This window comes from Pseudoduganella plicata (genome assembly GCF_004421005.1).
GTDB classification, from domain to species: domain Bacteria; phylum Pseudomonadota; class Gammaproteobacteria; order Burkholderiales; family Burkholderiaceae_D; genus Rugamonas; species Rugamonas plicata.
The window spans coordinates 4,249,405-4,266,799 of sequence record NZ_CP038026.1 but is presented as its reverse complement, the minus strand read 5'-3'; the positions used below and the strand labels follow the sequence as shown (position 1 = coordinate 4,266,799).

Sequence of the window (17,395 nt, the reverse complement as noted above, 5' to 3'; positions counted from 1 at the left end):
GCTGCCCCGGTTCCCCGGGTGTCTGTTTTTGTGGCGCAACAGCACAAGCGGACACCAGGGCCGACAGGGTTACAATGGCAAATGCGTTTTTCAAGGGTGGATCCTGCAAAGTCGGGCTCGATTTCTGGATTTTACGCCCAACCTACGGCTTTCACATATTTGCAGGTGTAACACATGCTTACCGGACATTAACTTCCGCAGTTCGTCCTGTTGCACGTTACCGACCAGACCCCCCATGCCAGAATTACCAGAAGTCGAAGTGACACGGCGCGGTGTCGCGCCCCATATCGAAGGCCGCGCCGTGCGCGACGTCGTGCTGCGCCGCGACGGCCTGCGCTGGCCGTTTCCCGCGCTCCTGCCGGAAGTACTGGTTGACCGCACCGTCGTCGCCACGGGTAGGCGCGGCAAGTACCTACTCGTGGAGTTCGAGCACGGCACGCTGATCATTCACCTGGGCATGTCCGGCCACCTGCGCGTGCTGCCGCCTGGTGTGCCGCCGGAGAAGCACGACCATTTCGACCTGGTCGTCGAAGGGGCCGAAGGCCGCCAGGTGCTGCGCATGACGGACCCGCGCCGCTTCGGCGCCGTGCTGTGGCACCCGAAGGACGACGGCGACGTCGATGCCCACCAGCTGCTGCGCGGTCTGGGCGTGGAGCCGTTGGGGCCCGATTTCACGGGCGGGCTGCTGTTCCGCCAGACGCGCGGGCGCAGCGCCGCCATCAAACAGGTGCTGCTGGCCGGGGACATCGTCGTCGGTGTCGGCAATATCTACTGTTCCGAAAGCCTGTTCCGCGCCGGGATCAATCCGAAGACGCCGGCCGGCCGCATCGGCCTTGCGCGGTATGAGCGGCTGGCACAGGCCATCCGCGACGTGCTGGCCGAGGCGATCGTCCAGGGCGGCAGCACGCTGCGCGACTTCATCAGCGTGAACGGCCAGTCGGGCTACTTCCAGCAGTCGTATTTCGTCTACGATCGTGCCGACGTGCCGTGCCGCGTCTGCACCACGCCGATCCGCCAGTTCAAACAGGGACAGCGCTCGACCTTCTATTGCATCAAGTGTCAAAAATAAGGTAAAAGACACCATGGTCAGGGATCTCGAACAGTACAGCGCATGGCGCCAGGGCGTGGTGGCGGCACTGCAGGACTACCGTGCCTGGGTGACGGCTGCCGGCCTGCTGGACGGGGCAACCGAGGGACGCCTGGCGGCCACGCTGGCGCGGCTGTCGGACGACAAGCTGTCGGTGGCGTTCGTGGCCGAATTCTCGCGCGGGAAGTCCGAACTGATCAACGCGATCTTCTTTGCCGGCTACGGCCAGCGCATCCTGCCGTCGGCTGCCGGGCGCACGACGATGTGCCCCACCGAGCTGTCGTACGATTCCGCATATCCGCCGTCGATCCGGCTGCTGCCGATCGAGACGCGCGCCGCCAACCTGTCCACCAGCGACTACCGCGACGACCTGCGCGCGTGGACGATCCTGCCGCTGAACGTGGACGCGGCCGACGAGATGCACGAGGTGTTCCGGCAGGTCAGCCAGACGCGCCACGTCAGCGTGGAGGAAGCGCAGCGCTACGGCCTGTACGACCCGGACGATCCGGATTTGCCCGCCACCCTGAACGCTGCGGGCCAGGTCGAGATCTCGCGCTGGCGCCACGCGATCATCAACTTTCCCCATCCGCTGCTGAAACAGGGGCTCGTCATCCTCGATACGCCGGGCCTGAACGCGATCGGTACGGAACCGGAACTGACGCTGAACCTGATTCCGCACGCGCATGCGGTGCTGTTCATCCTGGCGGCGGATACGGGCGTGACGAAGAGCGATATCGAAGTCTGGCGCGAGCATATCGGCGCGGGGGCCGGCCGCCTCGTGGTGCTCAACAAGATCGACGGCATGTGGGATGCGCTGCGCCCGGACTCACAGGTGGACGACGAAATCGGCCGCCAGCGCGAGCATGTGGCGCACCTGCTGGGCGTGGACGCGGGCCAGGTCTTTCCCGTCTCGGCCCACAAGGCATTGGTGGCGAAGATCACGGACGATGCGCCCCTGCTGGCGCGCAGCCGCATCGCCGAACTGGAGACGGCGCTGTTCCAGGAGCTGATTCCGGCCAAGCAGGAAATCGTGCGGCGCCGGCTGGCCGACGACCTGCAGTCGCTCAACGCGGCCCAGCAGGCGCTGCTGACGGCGCGCATGCGCGGCTTTGCCGAACAGCTGCACGAGCTACGCAGCCTGCGCGGCAAGAACCAGAACGTCATCGCCCACATGATGCGCCGCGTGGATGCCGAGAAGCGCGAATTCGACGCCAGTCTGTTCCGGCTGCAGGCAACGCGGGCTGTGTTTACGCGCCTGTCCACGGAACTGTATGGCACGCTGGGCATGGACGTGCTGCGTGACCATGTATTGCAGGTGCGCGACGCCATGGGCCGCAGCCGCTTCTCCACCGGCATGCGCGAAGCCGTGCGGACATTCTTCGACAGCGTGCAGGCGGAGCTGGAAGCATCCGAGCGCAAGGTGGCGGAAATCCGCGACATGATGGAGGTCATGTACCGCAAGTTCTCCGGCGAGCATGGCCTGGCCATCGCGCTGCCGCCGGCGTTCTCGCTGGCGAAATACCGCAGCGAGGTATCCGAGGTGGAGGCGATCTACCAGAAGCAGTTCGGCACGGCCACTTTGCTGCTGACAAGCCGCGTGGTACTGATCGAGCGCTTCTTCGACACGATCGCCTCGCAGGTGAAACGCTGCTTCAAGGCGGCCAACGCCGATGCGGAAGGCTGGCTGAAGGGCATCATGACGCCGCTGGAAGCGCACATCCTGCAGCACAGGGAACAACTGAAACACCGCCAGGCATCGATCCAGCGTATCCACGACGCGGCCGATTCGCTGGAGCAGAAAATCGAAACGTTCGAAGCCGGCCAGGCCGCGCTGGAACAGCAGAAGGCGCGCCTGGCCGAACTGGCTGTCGCCATCGGCAGCGCCATCGACGCGGAACTCATCGCCGCCGCGGCCTGACCGCCCCTTTATCAAGGACCACCTTGCAGTACGAAGAATTCATCGATCCCTCTTTTTCCGCCACGCTGATCGGCTGGCAAAAGCAGCACGGCCGCCACACCCTCCCCTGGCAGAACACGCGCGACGCTTACCGCATCTGGCTCTCCGAGATCATGCTGCAGCAGACCCAGGTCGCGGCCGTGCTGGGTTACTACGCCCGCTTCCTGGAACGCTTCCCCACCGTCCACGTGCTGGCGGCGGCTCCCGTGGAGGACGTGATGGCGCAGTGGAGCGGCCTCGGTTACTACACCCGCGCGCGCAACCTGCACAAATGCGCCCAGCGCATCGTGGCGGAATACGGCGGCGTGTTCCCGTCCGATCCGGTCCTGCTGGCCGACCTGCCCGGCATCGGCCGCTCGACGGCGGCCGCCATCGCGGCATTCTCCAGCGGCACCCGCGCGGCCATCATGGACGGCAACGTCAAACGTGTGTTCGCGCGCGTGTTCGGCATCGACACCTACCCGGGCGAACGCCGCACGGAAGAGGCGATGTGGCGCCGCGCCGAGGCGCTGCTGCCGGCCGAAGGCATCGAGTCGTACACGCAGGGGCTGATGGACATGGGCGCGACGCTGTGCACGCGCAGCAGCCCCGACTGCGCACGCTGCCCCATGCAGCCGCGCTGCGTGGCCTACGCCACCGGCCGCACCAAGGAACTGCCCGTGCGCAAGCCGAAAAAGACGGTGCCGGAAAAACACGCCGTCATGCTGCTGGTCGTGCACGACGGCCAGGTGCTGCTGGAACAGCGCGCGGCGACGGGCATCTGGGGCGGGCTGCTGTCGCTGCCGGAAGTGGCGGGCCACATTCTGATCGACGACGAGGAGCACGTGGAGGTGGACGAGGAATACGTCTCTCGCGCCGTGCAACCGTTCGGCGTGCCGGAATCGCAGGAACGCCTGCGCACGGTGACGCACGGCTTCACGCACTACAAGCTGCACATCGTGCCGATGCTGGTGACGCTGGCGCAACGCGCACCGCTGGCAAGCAACGGCAGCGTGCTCTGGCTCGATATCGGGAAGGTGGGCGAAGCGGCGCTGCCCGCGCCGATCAAGAAGCTGCTGGTGGAATTGCTGGGGAACGCGGCGGACGCGCAGGCGCGGCTGTTTTAAAGGAGCTTGCCGGCGGTGAAGCAGACGGCCGCGACAGAGACGACGGAGGCGAAGACCCAGCGTACGACCCGGCTTTCCAGTTCCGCCAATGTGGCATCGAGGCGGCCGAAGCGGTCCAGCATTTTCAGCTCCACCTTGACGAGGTCTTCTTTCGTGCAATAGTTCGAAGCGATTACGGCGACATCGCGCTCGATCGCGGCGAAGCGGCGCTCGGCGCCGTTGTTATGGTTGTGACCGTTGTTGTGCCCGTTTCCGCCGTGACGGTGCGCTTTCGCCTCGGATTCGATGGTGTCATCGCTCATGATGATCTCCTTGCGTAAGACACCATCGTTGACCCGGCGGGTTTTGAAGTCAAGCGAATCAGTACTCGAGCTTGCCGCTAATCAGAGTTCTTCCAGCGAGTACAAACGGCTGTGCTCGCGGATGGCGTAGCGGTCCGTCATGCCGGCAATATAGTCGGCGATACGGCGCGCCTGGCGTGTCGCGTCGCCCGTCGGTTCGCGGTAATCCGGCGGCAGCAGGTGCGGATCCTGGGTAAATGCCTCGTACAGCTCGCGCACGATGCGGCTGGCCTTCAGGCGCATGCGGTTGACCTTGTAGTGACGGTACAGGTTTTCGCGCAGGAAGCGTTTCAGGTCCGTCGCGTCCTTGCGCATCGGGTCGGAAAAACGGATCAGCGGCGGCGCCGCGCGCACGTCGTCGATGCTGCGCGGGTTGACCTCGGCGATGCGCTGCCGCGACGTGACGATCAGGTCGTCCGCCAGCGCCGTGATCAGGCGGCGCAGCGTTTCATAGATGGCGCGGCGGCCCGTCAGGCCGGGGAACGCGCCCTGTACTTCGCGCCACAACCGGCCGAAGAATGCGACTTCCTCCATCTGCGCGATGGTGATCAGGCCGGAGCGCAGCCCGTCGTCGATATCGTGGCTGTTGTAGGCGATTTCGTCGGCCAGGTTCGTCAGCTGTGCTTCCAGCGACGGCTGCGTCTTGTCGAGGAAGCGCTGCGCCACGTCGCCCAGGAGCCGCGCATTGCTGGCCGGGCAGTGTTTCAGAATGCCTTCGCGCGTCTCGAACATCAGGTTCAGGCCATCGAACGCGCCGTACTGTTCTTCCAGGTGATCGACTACGCGCAGGCTTTGCAGATTGTGTTCGAAGCCGCCGTGCGGCTGCATGCATTCGTTCAGCACGTCCTGCCCCACGTGGCCGAACGGCGTGTGGCCCAGGTCGTGCGCCAGCGCGATGGCTTCCACCAGGTCTTCGTTCAGATGCAGGTTGCGGGCGATCGAGCGGCCGATCTGCGCCACTTCCAGGCTGTGCGTCAGCCGGGTGCGGAACAGATCGCCCTCATGGTTCAGGAACACCTGCGTCTTGTATTCGAGCCGGCGGAACGCCGTCGAATGGATGATGCGGTCACGGTCGCGCTGGAACTGGCTGCGCGACGCGTGCGGCGACTCCGCGAAACGACGGCCGCGGCCCTGTTCCGAGTGCGCGGCGTAGGGGGCGAGCGTGTCTTCCATCGTCACTCCACGCAGGCCGCGATGGTGTCCAGCAGCAGAGCGCGTGGCGCGGTGGTAACCAGCGCGGTGCCGAGCGGCTTGAGCAGAATGAACTTGATGTCGCCGCCTTCGTTCTTCTTGTCCACTTCCATCAGTTCCAGCCAGCGCGCCGTGCCCAGGTCGGGTGCCTTGACGGGCAGGCCGGCCGCAGTCACCAGCGCGCGCACGCGTGCCACCGTCTCGGCATCGATATAGCCCAGGCGCAGCGACAGCTCGGCCGCCATCACCATGCCGCAGCCGACCGCTTCGCCGTGCAGCCAGTGGCCATAGCCCATGCCCGCTTCGATGGCATGGCCGAACGTATGGCCGAAGTTGAGGATGGCGCGCAGGCCGCCTTCGCGCTCGTCCTGGCGCACCACGTCCGCCTTGATCTCGCACGATCGGGCAATCGCGTAGCCCAATGCGGCGCGGTCGCGCGCCACCAGATTGTCGATATTGTCCTCGATCCAGTCGAAGAAATCGCTGTCGATCACGGCGCCATGCTTGATGACTTCCGCAAGGCCGGCCGCCAGCTCGCGCTGCGGCAAGGTATCGAGCGTCGAGGTATCGGCCAGCACGACCTTCGGCTGATAAAACGCGCCGATCATGTTCTTGCCCAGCGGGTGGTTGATGCCCGTCTTGCCCCTACCGACGAATCGACCTGCGAGAGCAGGGTCGTCGGCACCTGGATGAAATCGACGCCGCGCATGTAAGAGGCGGCGGCAAAGCCGGTCAGGTCGCCGATCACGCCGCCGCCCAACGCCACCAGCGTGGTCTTGCGGTCGCATTTGTTGGCCAGCAGCGCGTCGAAGATCCGCATCAGGCTGGCCCAGTTCTTGTATTCCTCTCCATCGTCGAGCACGACGGCGATGACGTCCTTGCCGGCGGCCGCCAGCGGCGCGCGCAGGCGCTCCAGGTATAGCGGGGCGACGGTGCTGTTGGTGACGATGGCCACCTTGCGGCCGTTGACGTGACGGGCCAGCAGGTCCGGGTCGTCCAGCACGGCGGGGCCGATCGAGATCGGGTAGCTGCGCTCGCCGAGGTCGACATTGAGTAGGATATTGGTCTGTTCGTTCATCGAAGTTTGTGCCTGCGTCGTGCAATTGGGCGCCGCCTGGCAGGCGAGCGCGTCGAGCTGGTTGATGATGATCTGGACCATCGATTGTACGTTAGGTCGTCCCGTATCGACGACGAGATGCGCCATCTCCAGATACAGCGGCTCGCGCTGGGCCATCAGCTCTTCGAGCTTGGCACGCGGATCGGCCGTGCGCAGCAGCGGGCGGTTCTTGTCGTGGCTCGTGCGCGCAAGAATGCTGGGGATGCTGGCACGCAGGTAGACGACCGTGCCGCGCTGCTGCAGCACCGCCCGGCTCTCGGGGTTCAGGATGGCGCCGCCGCCTGTGGCCAGCACGATGCCTTCCTGGCCGCACAGGTCGCGGATCACTTCGGCCTCGCGGCGCCGGAAGCTGCCCTCGCCCTCGATCTCGAAGATCCAGGGTATCGTGGCGCCGGTGCGCGCTTCGATCTCGTGGTCGGAGTCGACGAAGCGCAGGCCCAGCTTGCGCGCCAGCATGCGGCCGATCGTCGTCTTCCCCGCTCCCATGAGCCCTACCAAAAATACATTCTGCATCGCGTGTTGGAATGTGTAACAGACATCGCATTGTAATCTGAGCGGGCGCGGGCCGGCCCACAATGCAAAACGGCCGGGCTGCTGGGCAGCCTGGCCGTCTTCTTCTGGTATTGAACTCGTACTGTCGGCGCGCTAACGTGGTCAGGTCAGGGCGCCGGCGAAGACAGTGCTTCAGCACGGCAAGGCGGCGGCAACGCCGCCATGGCCGCGTTAACGTGCCGACAGCCGGTCCGCAACCACTTTTGGCGTGATGAATACCAGCAGTTCGGTCTTCTCGCTGGTCCGGCTGGTATTGCGAAACAGGTAGCCGAACACCGGCACGTCGCCCAGCAACGGCACTTTCGACACCGTAGTGCGCTCCGTCTGCTGGTAAATTCCGCCCAGCACGACGGTGCCGCCGTTTTCCACCATGACCTGCGTCTTGACGTGCTTCGTGTCGATGGCGAAGCCGGCGCGCGTTTCCGCGCCCACGCTGTCCTTGTTGACGTCCACGTCGATGACGACGTTGCCGTCCGGGGTGATCTGCGGCGTCACTTCCAGCCGCAGGTTCGCCTTGCGGAAGACGATCGACGTGGCGCCGCTGCTCGTCGCAACCTGGTACGGCAGCTCCAGGCCCTGTTCGATCAGCGCGATCGATTTATCCGCCGTGACGACACGCGGGCTGGAGATGATCTTGCCGGTGCCGTCCGCTTCCAGCGCTGACAGCTCCAGATTGAGGAAACGGTTGGCGGCGGCGTTGAACAGGCTGACGGCCAGGTTACCCGCGGCGACGCCGTTGATGGGCGCGGCCGGCAGGTTGATGAACTGGGTGTTGCCGAAGTCGTTCGTCGCATCCGTCAGCGCCACCTGACCCGTAGTCTGACCGATGCCGTTCATATTGCCGCCGACGCCGATGCGGTTGTCGCCGCCCAGCGACCAGCCGGATTGGCCGCCGCGGATGGTGCGCATGTCGGCAAAACCCAGCTTCGCACCCAGGTTGCGGGTGAAGCCATCGTTGGCCTCGACGATGCGCGCTTCGATCAGCACCTGTTTCGTGGCCACGTCCGTCTTGGCGATCAGCTTGCGCACGTCGTCCAGTTTCGCCGCGACGTCGGTGACGAAGAGCTGGTTGGTGCGCGGCTCGATGATGGCGCTGCCGCGTTTGGACAGGATGCGGTTGCGCGAGTCGCCTCCTTCCAGGCCGAACACCGTCTTGAACGCTTCGGCCTTCTGATAGTTCAGCTGGAAGATCTCGGACTTGAGCGGCTCCAGCTCGGCGATCTGCGCCTTCTGTTCCAGCTCCAGCTTTTCTTTCGTCAGCAGTTCCTCTTTCGGCGCGATCCAGATGACGTTGCCGTTCTTGCGCATGTCGAGGCCCTTCGCCTGCATCACCACGTCCAGCGCCTGGTCCCACGGCACGTTCTTCAGCTGCAGCGTCAGGCCGCCCGCCACGCTGTCGCTGGCGATGATGTTCAGGCCCGAGATGTCGGCAATCGCCTGCAGCGCCGCGCGCACTTCCACGTTCTGGAAGTTGAACGACAGCTTCTCGCCCCGATACCCCTGCGAGCCTTGCGTGAGCCTGTTCGGGTCTTCCTTGATCGGCTTGACGTCCACGACCAGTTGCGTGTCGCTCTGGTAGACGCTCTGCTCCCACAGCCCCTTCGCTTCGATCTGCATGCGCACGTTGTCGCCCTGCGGCGTCGTCGTGATCAGCGCGACCGGCGTGCCGAAGTCCGTCACGTCGAGGCGGCGGCGCAGCGTTTCCGGCAGCGCCGTCTTAAGAAAGTCCACCGTGACACCGTTGGCGCCCTGGCGTACGTCCACGGCCACCTGGCTGTTGGGCAGGTCGACGACGATGCGGCCTTCGCCATTGCTGCCGCGGCGGAAGTCGAGATCGCGCAAGGTCGGCCGCGCGGCGACTTTCGCGGGGGCCGGCGCCGCTTGCGCGGCGGGCAGCCCGCGGCTGTCCACGGCCGTGGCCGTGCCGCCGGACGAATCGATCGTCAGGATGACGTTCCTGCCGTCGATGGCGGTGGCGTAGTTCAGCGGGCGCTTCAGGTTGAACACAAGACGCGAGCGCTCGCCCGCCTGCACCACGTTCACGCTACGCAGGTCGCCCACTTCCAAATCGTGGGTGGTGCGGCCCGTTCCGTTGGTCGTCTTGCCGAAGTCCAGCGCAATGCGCGGCGGATTGGTCGTGGCGAAACCGGCCGGCAGCTTCTCCGGCCTGCCGTCCAGGGCGATCCGCACGATCACGTTCGAGCCCTGCTGGTTGGCCGTGACCGACTCGATCGCGTGCTGCGCGAGCGCGCCCGCGCTGGCGCAAGCCAGCGCCAGCGCGACGCCGGCCCGGCGCAGTGTTTGAATGGCGATCATTGCGTACTCTCCTTGCTGCCCTGCAGCTCCAACTTCGACATGCGCTCGACCCACTCGCCAGCCGCATCCTGTACCAGTTCCTTGACGTGGACGGCGTCCATCGTCACCGCCGTGATCAGGCCGAAATTCTGGCCCAGGTGCTGCCCGGCCCTGACCTGGTACACCGTGCGGTCGATCTGCAGCAAGCCGTACACGGCGCTGCCCTTCTGCAAGGTGCCGACCATCTTCATCGTATCGAGGGGGAAGCCCTCGAGGAATTCCTTGCGGCGGCCCATGTCGGGCTGCGCGCCGTCGCCGGCTCTGGCCCTGGCCTCCGTGATCAGCTTGTTCGGATTGAACGGGTCAGGCTGTTGCTGCGACGCGTACACGAACGGCACGAACGTCTTCGGTTCCGCCAGGGGCTTGACGGCCACGCGCGTGGTGGCGTCCACTTCCTTCATCCACTGGCGCACTTCCTGCACGTCGCTGTCGCCGCACCCGGCCAGCAGCAGGCCGCATGCAAGCATCAGGATCGAGGCATGCTTCATGGCTTCGGCTCCTTCTTCTTGCGCGCCGCCGCGGCCTTGCGCTGCGCCGCCACTTCATCCTGATCCAGGTAGCGGAAGGTCTTGGCCACCGCGTCCAGCGTCAGCGCGCCGTCGCGGCCCGAGCTCAAGACCATATTGTTCAGCGTAACGATGCGCGGCAGGTTCGCCATGTCGCTGGCGAACGCGCCGATGTCGTGGTAATTGCCCGTGACCTTGATATCGATCGGCAGCTCGGCGTAGTAATCGCGGGCGACCACCTGGCCCGGTTTGAACAGCTCGAACTGCAGGCCGCGGCCCAGGCCCGCCTGGTTGATGTCCGACAGCAGCGCCGCCATTTCCGCCTTGCTCGGCAACTGCTTTTCCAGCCGCACGACGTATTGGTCCACCTGCGCCTTCTGCGCCACCAGCGCCGTCAGGTTGATCGCCTGCGCCGTCTTCATGCGGTACTCCGTACGCAGGTTCTGCTCCTGCGCCGCGCCTGCCTCCTGTTCTTCGAACTGCCCGCTCCAGTAGGCGAAGTGACCCAGCGCCACCACGGCGAGCGCCACGCCGATGCCGCACAGGACCCGCGGCGCCAGCGGCCACTGGCCGGGATGCAAGCCATTCAGTCCTCGAAACTGGGCGCCGATGGCGTCGATCAGATCTCTGATGTCCGTTGCCATGGTTACGTCGCCTTTTCCGCCGCGGCGGGTTGGACCGCCGGCTTGCCGTCGTCTTCCGGCTTATCCTTGTCGCGCGGCCGCTTGATGCCGACAATGACGGCGAACTCCACTACCTTGCGCGCCGTCTTGCCCTGGCCGATCGTGCCCGCCTTGACCTCGACCAGGTCCGGCCGCTCCAGCCACGGCGATGCGCTCGACATATTGCGCAGCAGTTCCGAGACCCGCTCCTGCGACTGGGCGTAGCCGTTTACCGTCACGCGCTGCCCTTCCTGGCGGAATGCCTTCAGGTACACACCGGGTGGCGTCTGCCGCACCAGTTCATCGAGCAGGTAGACAGGTTGATTGCGGTCGCCCTGCAGGTCCTCCACGGCCTGCTGGCGCGCCTTCAGCGCCTCGATTTCCTGTTTCAGCGTGGCGATCTGCCGGATCTTGCCGTCCAGCGCCGCGATCGCCGTCTTGAGTTCGCCGTTGCGGCCTTCCTGCACGGCGATGGCGCGGGCGTTGTACCCGCCCACCACCAGTACGATGCCGACGCCGATCAGCGCCGCGAACATCATCAATGCGACGAAGGCGGCCTTGCGCTGCTTGCGCTTTTCCTCACGGTGCGGCAGCAGATTGATACGGATCATCAGCCGAACCTCCGCAATGCGAGGCCGCAGGCGACCAGGTACGCCGGTGCATCCGTGCGCAGCTGCTGTTCGCGCACCGTGCCTGCCAGCTTCATGCCGGCGAATGGCGCGACCACCGCCGTGGCGATGCGGCTGCGACCGGCGACGATGTCCAGCAGGCCCGGCACCAGCGCGCAGCCACCGGCCAGGCAGATGCGGTCGATCTTTGTGTACGGGGTCGACGTGAAGAAGAACTGGATGGCGCGCGTGACTTCCAGCGCGGCGCTTTCCAGGAACGGTGCCAGGATGGCGGCGGCGTAATTGTCCGGCAGGTCGCCCGCCTTCTTGCGCGCTTCCGCTTCCTCGAAAGCGAGGCCATAGGCGCGCACGATGTCCTGCGTCAGCGAATTGCCGCCGAACGGCTGCTCCTTCTCGTACACGGTGACGCCATCGGCCATCACCGAGCAATGCGTGACCTGGGCGCCGATCTGAAACAGCGCGACCACCTGGCCTGCGCCGCCGCCCGGCGCTTGCGCCAGTACACGTTCGAGCGCGGCGCGCGCGGCATACGATTCGATGTCCATGACGGACGCCTTCAACCCGGACGCCTCGGCAACCGCCACGCGATCCTCGATCTTTTCGCGGCGGGCCGCGGCCAGCATCACTTCGATATCGTCCGCGGAACGGGCGACAGGGCCGATCACGTCGAAGTCCAGGCTCACCTCGTCCAGCGCGAAGGGGATGTACTGGCTCGCTTCGGATTCCACCTGCACTTCCAGCTGCTCTTCCGACATCCCGGCCGGCAGGATGATCTTTTTCGTGATGACGGCCGCCGGGGGCATGCCCAGCGCGACGTTGCGCGCCCGCGTGCCGCTCTTCTTGATGACGCGGCGTACGGCGTCCACGACCTGGTCCAGGTTTTCGATATTGCCGTCGGCAACAGCGCCGCGCGGCAGTGCCTCGCTGGCATAGCGCTCCAGGCGCAGGCCGTCCTTCCCGGCGTCGCTCAGCTCGACCAGACGCACGCTGGAAGTGCTGATGTCCAGGCCGACCAGTGGCGCCGCGGTGCCGCCGAACAAAGCCCTCAGGTCGGGCATCATAGGCGCGCTCCCCGTCCGGCGCGGCGCGCTGGGCACGCCAGTGACCACACCAGTTTTGTTTGCATAATTGAAAAAATCGCTTAAAAAACAATAGCTTGACACCCAAGGCGGGATTGATATTGAATCCTAGCAACGGCCGGAAGCGGGTGTAAAGATATTTCTACAGGGAATTTTTGTGACACTGTGCGCGATGGGCCATACAGTTTTCAGTCTGTATAGCCGACGCGACAACACTCTTGTTTTGTTGCTCATGCAAAATTGTGCGAGCACAGAGCGAGGCGGCCGCGCGTGCCGCGCGAAATGGGGCTCGCTTATAATGCTTGCACAAAATTATGAAAGTTTCCGTCGCATGACTCCTCCCAACAACGCTGCCAAACCCAAGTCCCCCAAGAACTTCCTGCTGCTCGCTCTGGCATCCGTCGTCGGCCTCGTATTGGGCGCCGTCCTGCTCGTCGTTTTCGGCCTGGCGCTGGCCTATCCGAGCCTGCCGTCGCTGGACACGCTGACCGATTACCGGCCGAAAATGCCGCTGCGGATTTATTCGGCCGACAACGTGCTGATCGGCGAATTCGGCGAAGAGCGGCGCAACCTGGTGCGTTTCAAGGACATTCCCGCCGTCATGAAGAAGGCCGTGCTGGCCATCGAGGACGACCGCTTCTACGAACACGGCGGTGTCGACTACTGGGGCATCCTGCGGGCGGCGCTGCACAATGCGACGGGCGGCGCGCGCCAGGGCGCATCGACGATCACGCAACAGGTCGCGCGCAATTTTTTCCTGTCCAGCGAACAGACGCTGAAACGCAAGGCCTATGAAGCGCTGCTGGCATGGAAGATCGAACAGAACCTCACCAAGGACCAGATTCTCGAGGTCTACATGAACCAGATCTACCTGGGCCAGCGCGCGTACGGCTTCGCTTCGGCCTCGCAGATCTATTTCGGCAAACACCTGCAGGACATCACCGTGGCCGAAGCGGCCATGCTGGCGGGTCTGCCGAAAGCACCTTCCGCGTACAACCCGGTCGTCAATCCGAAACGCGCGCGCATCCGACAACAGTACATCCTGCAGCGCATGGCGCAGTTGGGCTACATCACACCGGCGCAATTCGAGGAAGCGAAAAACGAGCAGCTGAAAGTAAAGACGGACAGCAGCGAATTCGGCGTGCATGCCGAATACGTGGCCGAGATGGCACGCCAGCTTGTCTATGAACAGTTCAAGGACGACACGTACACCCGCGGTCTGAACGTCTTCACGACGATCACCAAGGCCGACCAGGACGCGGCCTACCTGGCGTTGCGCCGCGGCGTGATGGATTACGAGCGCCGCCACGCCTACCGTGGGCCGGAGGCGTACGTCGATCTGCCGAAGAACCGCAGCGAGGCCGATGAGATCATCGAGACGGAGCTGGCCGAGCATCCGGACAGCGACGACATCGTCGCCGCCATGGTGCTGACGGCGTCGCCGACGAAGGTGACGGCCGTGACGGCGTCGGGCGAGGAGATTTCGATCACCGGCAAGGGGCTCGACATGGGCAAGGCCTGGCTGGCGGAAAAGGCCGCGCCGAACCGCCGCATCCGCCGCGGCGCCGTGATCCGTGTCAGGCAGGAAGAGAAGGACTGGGAAATCACGCAGATGCCGGAAATCGAATCGGCATTCGTTGCTGCCAGCACGGAAGACGGCGCGATCAAGGCGATGGTGGGCGGCTTCGATTACAACCGCAACAAGTTCAATCACGTGACGCAGGCGTGGCGCCAGCCCGGCTCGTCGTTCAAGCCGTTCATTTATTCCGCTTCGCTGGAGCGCGGCCTGTCGCCGGCGACGATCATCAATGACGCGCCGATCTCGTTCGATGCGGGCCAGACGGGCGGCCAGGCGTGGGAACCGAAGAACTACGACGGCAGGTACGAAGGTCCGATGACGATGCGCCGCGGCCTGACGAAATCGAAGAACATGATTTCGATCCGCATCCTGCACAAGATCGGCGCCCGCTACGGCCAGGAATACGCCACGCGCTTCGGCTTCGAGCCGGACAAGAACCCGCCGTACCTGACGCTGGCGCTGGGTGCCGGTGCCGTGACGCCGCTGCAGATGGCCGGCGCCTATGCGGTATTCGCCAACGGCGGTTACAAAGTCACGCCTTACCTGATCTCGAAGGTCACGGATGCCAACGGCCGCGTGCTGTCACAGGCTGCGCCGGACCGTGCCGGCGTGGAAGCGAACCGCGTCATCGACGAACGCAATGCGTTCCTGATGGACAGCATGCTGCGCGACGTGGCCCGTTACGGCACGGCCGCGAAAGCCCAGCAGGCGCTGAAGCGCCCTGACCTGGCGGGCAAGACCGGCACGACCAACGATTCGATCGACGCATGGTTCGCCGGCTATCAGCCGAAACTCGTGGGCATCGCCTGGATCGGCTACGACCAGCCGAAGAACCTGGGCAACCGCGAGACGGGCGGTGGGCTGGCACTGCCGATCTGGATCGGCTACATGCAGAAGGCGCTGAAGTCCGTTCCTGTCGAAGAGCGCCCGGTCCCGGACGGCATCGTCATGGCGAACGGCGACTATTACTATGCGGAGAACCCGCCGGGCGTGGGTGTGGAAAGCCTGGAAGGCGCCAATCGCGGCACGCCGGCCGAGGAAAAGGCGCGCGACGCCGTCAAGAATGAGTTGTTCTGATGGCTGAAATGCATTCCACCCAGCTGCGAGCGGACGTTTTATCCGGCATCACGGTCTCCCTGGCACTGGTGCCGGAAGCGATCGCGTTTGCCCTGGTCGCCCACGTCAGCCCGCTGACGGGTTTGTACGCCGCCTTTATCGTCTGCCTGCTGACCTCCGCGCTGGGCGGCCGGCCCGGCATGATTTCCGGCGCCGCCGGCGCGCTGGCCGTCGTCATGACGAGCCTCGTCGTCACCCACGGCGTGGAATACCTGTACGCGGCCGTCGTGCTGATGGGCGTGTTGCAGCTGCTGTTTGCCGCCTGCAAGCTGGGCAAATTCATCCGCATGGTGCCCCATCCCGTCATGCTGGGCTTCGTGAACGGCCTGGCCATCGTCATCTTCATCGCGCAGTTCGGCCACTTCAAGGTAGCGGGAGTCTGGATGTCCGGCGCGGCACTGTGGACGATGCTGGGCCTTGTCGCGCTGACGATGGCGATCATCTACCTCATGCCGAGGCTGACAAAAGCCGTGCCGTCGTCGCTGGCGGCCATCCTCATCGTCTCCGGGCTCGTGGCTGCCTTCGGCATCGACTCGAAGACGGTGGGCGACATGGGCTCGATCGCCGGCGGCCTGCCCACGTTCCACGTGCCGCAGGTGCCCCTGACGCTGGAGACCGTGTATATCGTGCTGCCGTACGCGCTGATCCTGGCAGCGATCGGCCTGATCGAAACGCTGCTGACATTGAACCTGGTCGACGCGATCACCGACACGCGCGGTCGGCCGAACCGCGAAAGCATGGCGCAGGGTATCGCCAACGTCGTCAGCGGTTTCTTCGCCTCGATGGGCGGCTGCGCCATGATCGGTCAGAGCATGATCAACATTAACAACGGCGCGCGGCTAAGGGTTTCCGGCATCGTCGCCGCCGTGTTCCTGCTGGGCTTTATCGTGCTGCTGTCGCGCTGGATCGAGATGATTCCGCTGGCCGCGCTGGTGGGATTGATGTTTGTCGTCTGCGAAAAGACGTTTGCGTGGGGCAGCCTGCAAACGTTGCGCAAGATTCCGCGGCAGGACGCCGTCATCGTGGTCGGCGTCACGATCATCACCGTGCTGACCGACCTGGCAATTGCCGTGCTGGCCGGCGTCGTGTTTGCCGCGCTGGTGTTCGCGTGGCAGCACGCCAAGGAAATCCAGGCACGCGTGCACACCGATGCGCGCGGCTGGAAAGTGTATGCGCTGAAAGGGTCGCTGTTCTTTGCCTCGACGTCGAGCTTTGCCGCGCTGTTCGACCCGAAGAACGATCCCGAGCACGTGGTGATCGAATTTCGCGACGCAAAGGTTGTCGACCACTCCGCCGTGGAAGCCATCGACGCGCTGGCGGTGCGCTACCAGCAGGCCGGCAAGACGCTGCACCTGCGCCACCTGAGCCCCGACTGCCTCGAGATTCTCGACAAGGCCAAGAGCATGGTCGAGATCAACGAATTCGAAGACCCGCACTACCGCATCGCCGATAACCGGCTCGCATAAAGTCCCGGCGAACCGCAAAACCGGTGACAGGCTCCAGTTTCCCGAAACCGGAGCCTGTCACCGGTTTTTTTATGATTGCGGGCTGACGACGACCGGGCCGCTGCCCGCCTGCTCGGTTGTGACCTGCGACAGCGCGTCGAAGAGATCCGTGCCGTCGCGGGTGTCGACCCACTTGCCGTCGACGTAACGGTAGTGGAAGCCGCCGGAGCGGGCCGCCAGCCACATTTCCTGCATTGCCGCCTGGCTGTTGACGATGACCTTCGAGCCATTGTGCAGGAACTCGATCTCCAGCACATTGCCATTGCGGCTGCATTCGACGTCGATGCGGTCTTCGTCGGTGAGGCGGTCGAGCGCGCTCTCGATGGCGGCCAGCGTGCTGTCGGCCAGGTCCAGGAATTCGGTTTCGGTCATGCTACACTCCAAGGGTTCTGTTCATACCGAGATTCTAATCGTGAAGTTCACTTTAGCGTTGCCTGTCGCCGCTGTTATTGCCGCTGTTTTTCTGTCAGGTTGCGGCCAGACGGGCCCATTGTATATGCCGAAGCCGCCCAACAAGCCCGCCGCCGAGCTGGGCAAACCCGGCACCGCGCCGCCTTCGGCCCCGGTTCCTTCCACGCCTCCCGCATCCCAACAGTAACTGTCCAGCCACTCA

General features: G+C 64.7%; 14 protein-coding genes and 1 pseudogene. 6 read left to right on the top strand and 9 right to left on the bottom strand.

Annotated features, from left to right (window positions below):
- Nucleotides 1–235: 235 nt before the first annotated feature.
- The 3 genes from mutM to mutY are packed head-to-tail and all read left to right on the top strand — an operon-like array spanning nucleotide 236 to nucleotide 4,150.
- Complete coding sequence (gene mutM, locus E1742_RS18750; protein ID WP_134386582.1) at nucleotides 236–1,069, top strand: bifunctional DNA-formamidopyrimidine glycosylase/DNA-(apurinic or apyrimidinic site) lyase; 834 nt, start codon at nucleotides 236–238, stop codon at nucleotides 1,067–1,069.
- Between the two features lie 13 nt (nucleotides 1,070–1,082).
- Nucleotides 1,083–3,005 (top strand): dynamin family protein, encoded by a 1,923-nt coding sequence (locus E1742_RS18745; RefSeq protein ID WP_134386581.1) that lies wholly within the window; start codon nucleotides 1,083–1,085, stop codon nucleotides 3,003–3,005.
- Between the two features lie 23 nt (nucleotides 3,006–3,028).
- Nucleotides 3,029–4,150 carry an A/G-specific adenine glycosylase gene (mutY, locus tag E1742_RS18740; protein ID WP_134386580.1) on the top strand — a complete coding sequence of 374 codons (1,122 nt, stop codon included), beginning with the start codon at nucleotides 3,029–3,031 and terminating at the stop codon, nucleotides 4,148–4,150.
- On the opposite strand, the gene E1742_RS18735 is transcribed toward mutY, so the two are convergent.
- From E1742_RS18735 to E1742_RS18700, 8 genes and pseudogenes are all read right to left on the bottom strand, one after another.
- Nucleotides 4,147–4,452, bottom strand: coding sequence for a hypothetical protein (locus E1742_RS18735; RefSeq protein ID WP_134386579.1), 306 nt, complete (start codon nucleotides 4,450–4,452; stop codon nucleotides 4,147–4,149). The genes mutY and E1742_RS18735 overlap by 4 nt on opposite strands.
- 81 nt (nucleotides 4,453–4,533) lie before the next feature.
- Nucleotides 4,534–5,664 (bottom strand): deoxyguanosinetriphosphate triphosphohydrolase, encoded by a 1,131-nt coding sequence (locus E1742_RS18730; RefSeq protein ID WP_371860166.1) that lies wholly within the window; start codon nucleotides 5,662–5,664, stop codon nucleotides 4,534–4,536.
- A 2-nt stretch (nucleotides 5,665–5,666) separates the two neighbouring features.
- Nucleotides 5,667–7,285: pseudogene (aroKB, locus tag E1742_RS18725) on the bottom strand (bifunctional shikimate kinase/3-dehydroquinate synthase AroKB).
- Nucleotides 7,286–7,522: 237 nt separating this feature from the next.
- Nucleotides 7,523–9,667: a type IV pilus secretin PilQ gene (locus tag E1742_RS18720; RefSeq protein ID WP_134386577.1), complete on the bottom strand. Its 2,145-nt coding sequence runs from the start codon at nucleotides 9,665–9,667 to the stop codon at nucleotides 7,523–7,525.
- The gene (locus E1742_RS18715; protein ID WP_134386576.1) at nucleotides 9,664–10,194 is read right to left on the bottom strand and encodes a pilus assembly protein PilP; all 531 of its coding nucleotides are present in this window, start codon (nucleotides 10,192–10,194) and stop codon (nucleotides 9,664–9,666) included. Before E1742_RS18715 ends, E1742_RS18720 begins: the two co-directional genes overlap by 4 nt.
- Complete coding sequence (locus E1742_RS18710) at nucleotides 10,191–10,856, bottom strand: type IV pilus inner membrane component PilO (protein ID WP_134386574.1); 666 nt, start codon at nucleotides 10,854–10,856, stop codon at nucleotides 10,191–10,193. Before E1742_RS18710 ends, E1742_RS18715 begins: the two co-directional genes overlap by 4 nt.
- Nucleotides 10,857–10,858: 2 nt before the next feature.
- The gene (locus tag E1742_RS18705; RefSeq protein ID WP_134386572.1) at nucleotides 10,859–11,485 is read right to left on the bottom strand and encodes a PilN domain-containing protein; all 627 of its coding nucleotides are present in this window, start codon (nucleotides 11,483–11,485) and stop codon (nucleotides 10,859–10,861) included.
- Nucleotides 11,485–12,561, bottom strand: coding sequence for a pilus assembly protein PilM (locus E1742_RS18700; protein WP_134388231.1), 1,077 nt, complete (start codon nucleotides 12,559–12,561; stop codon nucleotides 11,485–11,487). Before E1742_RS18700 ends, E1742_RS18705 begins: the two co-directional genes overlap by 1 nt.
- A 352-nt stretch (nucleotides 12,562–12,913) precedes the next feature.
- Here E1742_RS18700 and E1742_RS18695 point away from each other — a divergent pair, with 352 nt between their 5' ends.
- Both E1742_RS18695 and E1742_RS18690 read left to right on the top strand, forming a co-directional pair.
- Nucleotides 12,914–15,238: a penicillin-binding protein 1A gene (locus E1742_RS18695; protein ID WP_189569213.1), complete on the top strand. Its 2,325-nt coding sequence runs from the start codon at nucleotides 12,914–12,916 to the stop codon at nucleotides 15,236–15,238.
- On the top strand, nucleotides 15,238–16,743 hold the full coding sequence (locus E1742_RS18690) for a SulP family inorganic anion transporter (RefSeq protein WP_206076691.1): 1,506 nt from the start codon (nucleotides 15,238–15,240) through the stop codon (nucleotides 16,741–16,743). The genes E1742_RS18695 and E1742_RS18690 overlap by 1 nt, the downstream gene beginning before the upstream one ends.
- Before the next feature lie 69 nt (nucleotides 16,744–16,812).
- Here the strand turns inward: E1742_RS18690 and cyaY are convergent, their stop codons facing one another.
- Complete coding sequence (cyaY, locus tag E1742_RS18685; RefSeq protein WP_134386568.1) at nucleotides 16,813–17,154, bottom strand: iron donor protein CyaY; 342 nt, start codon at nucleotides 17,152–17,154, stop codon at nucleotides 16,813–16,815.
- On the opposite strand from cyaY, the gene lptM reads away from it, so the two are divergent.
- Nucleotides 17,066–17,380, top strand: a complete 315-nt coding sequence (lptM, locus tag E1742_RS18680) for an LPS translocon maturation chaperone LptM (protein ID WP_307721883.1) — start codon at nucleotides 17,066–17,068, stop codon at nucleotides 17,378–17,380. The genes cyaY and lptM overlap by 89 nt on opposite strands.
- The last annotated feature ends 15 nt before the right edge of the window (nucleotides 17,381–17,395 follow it).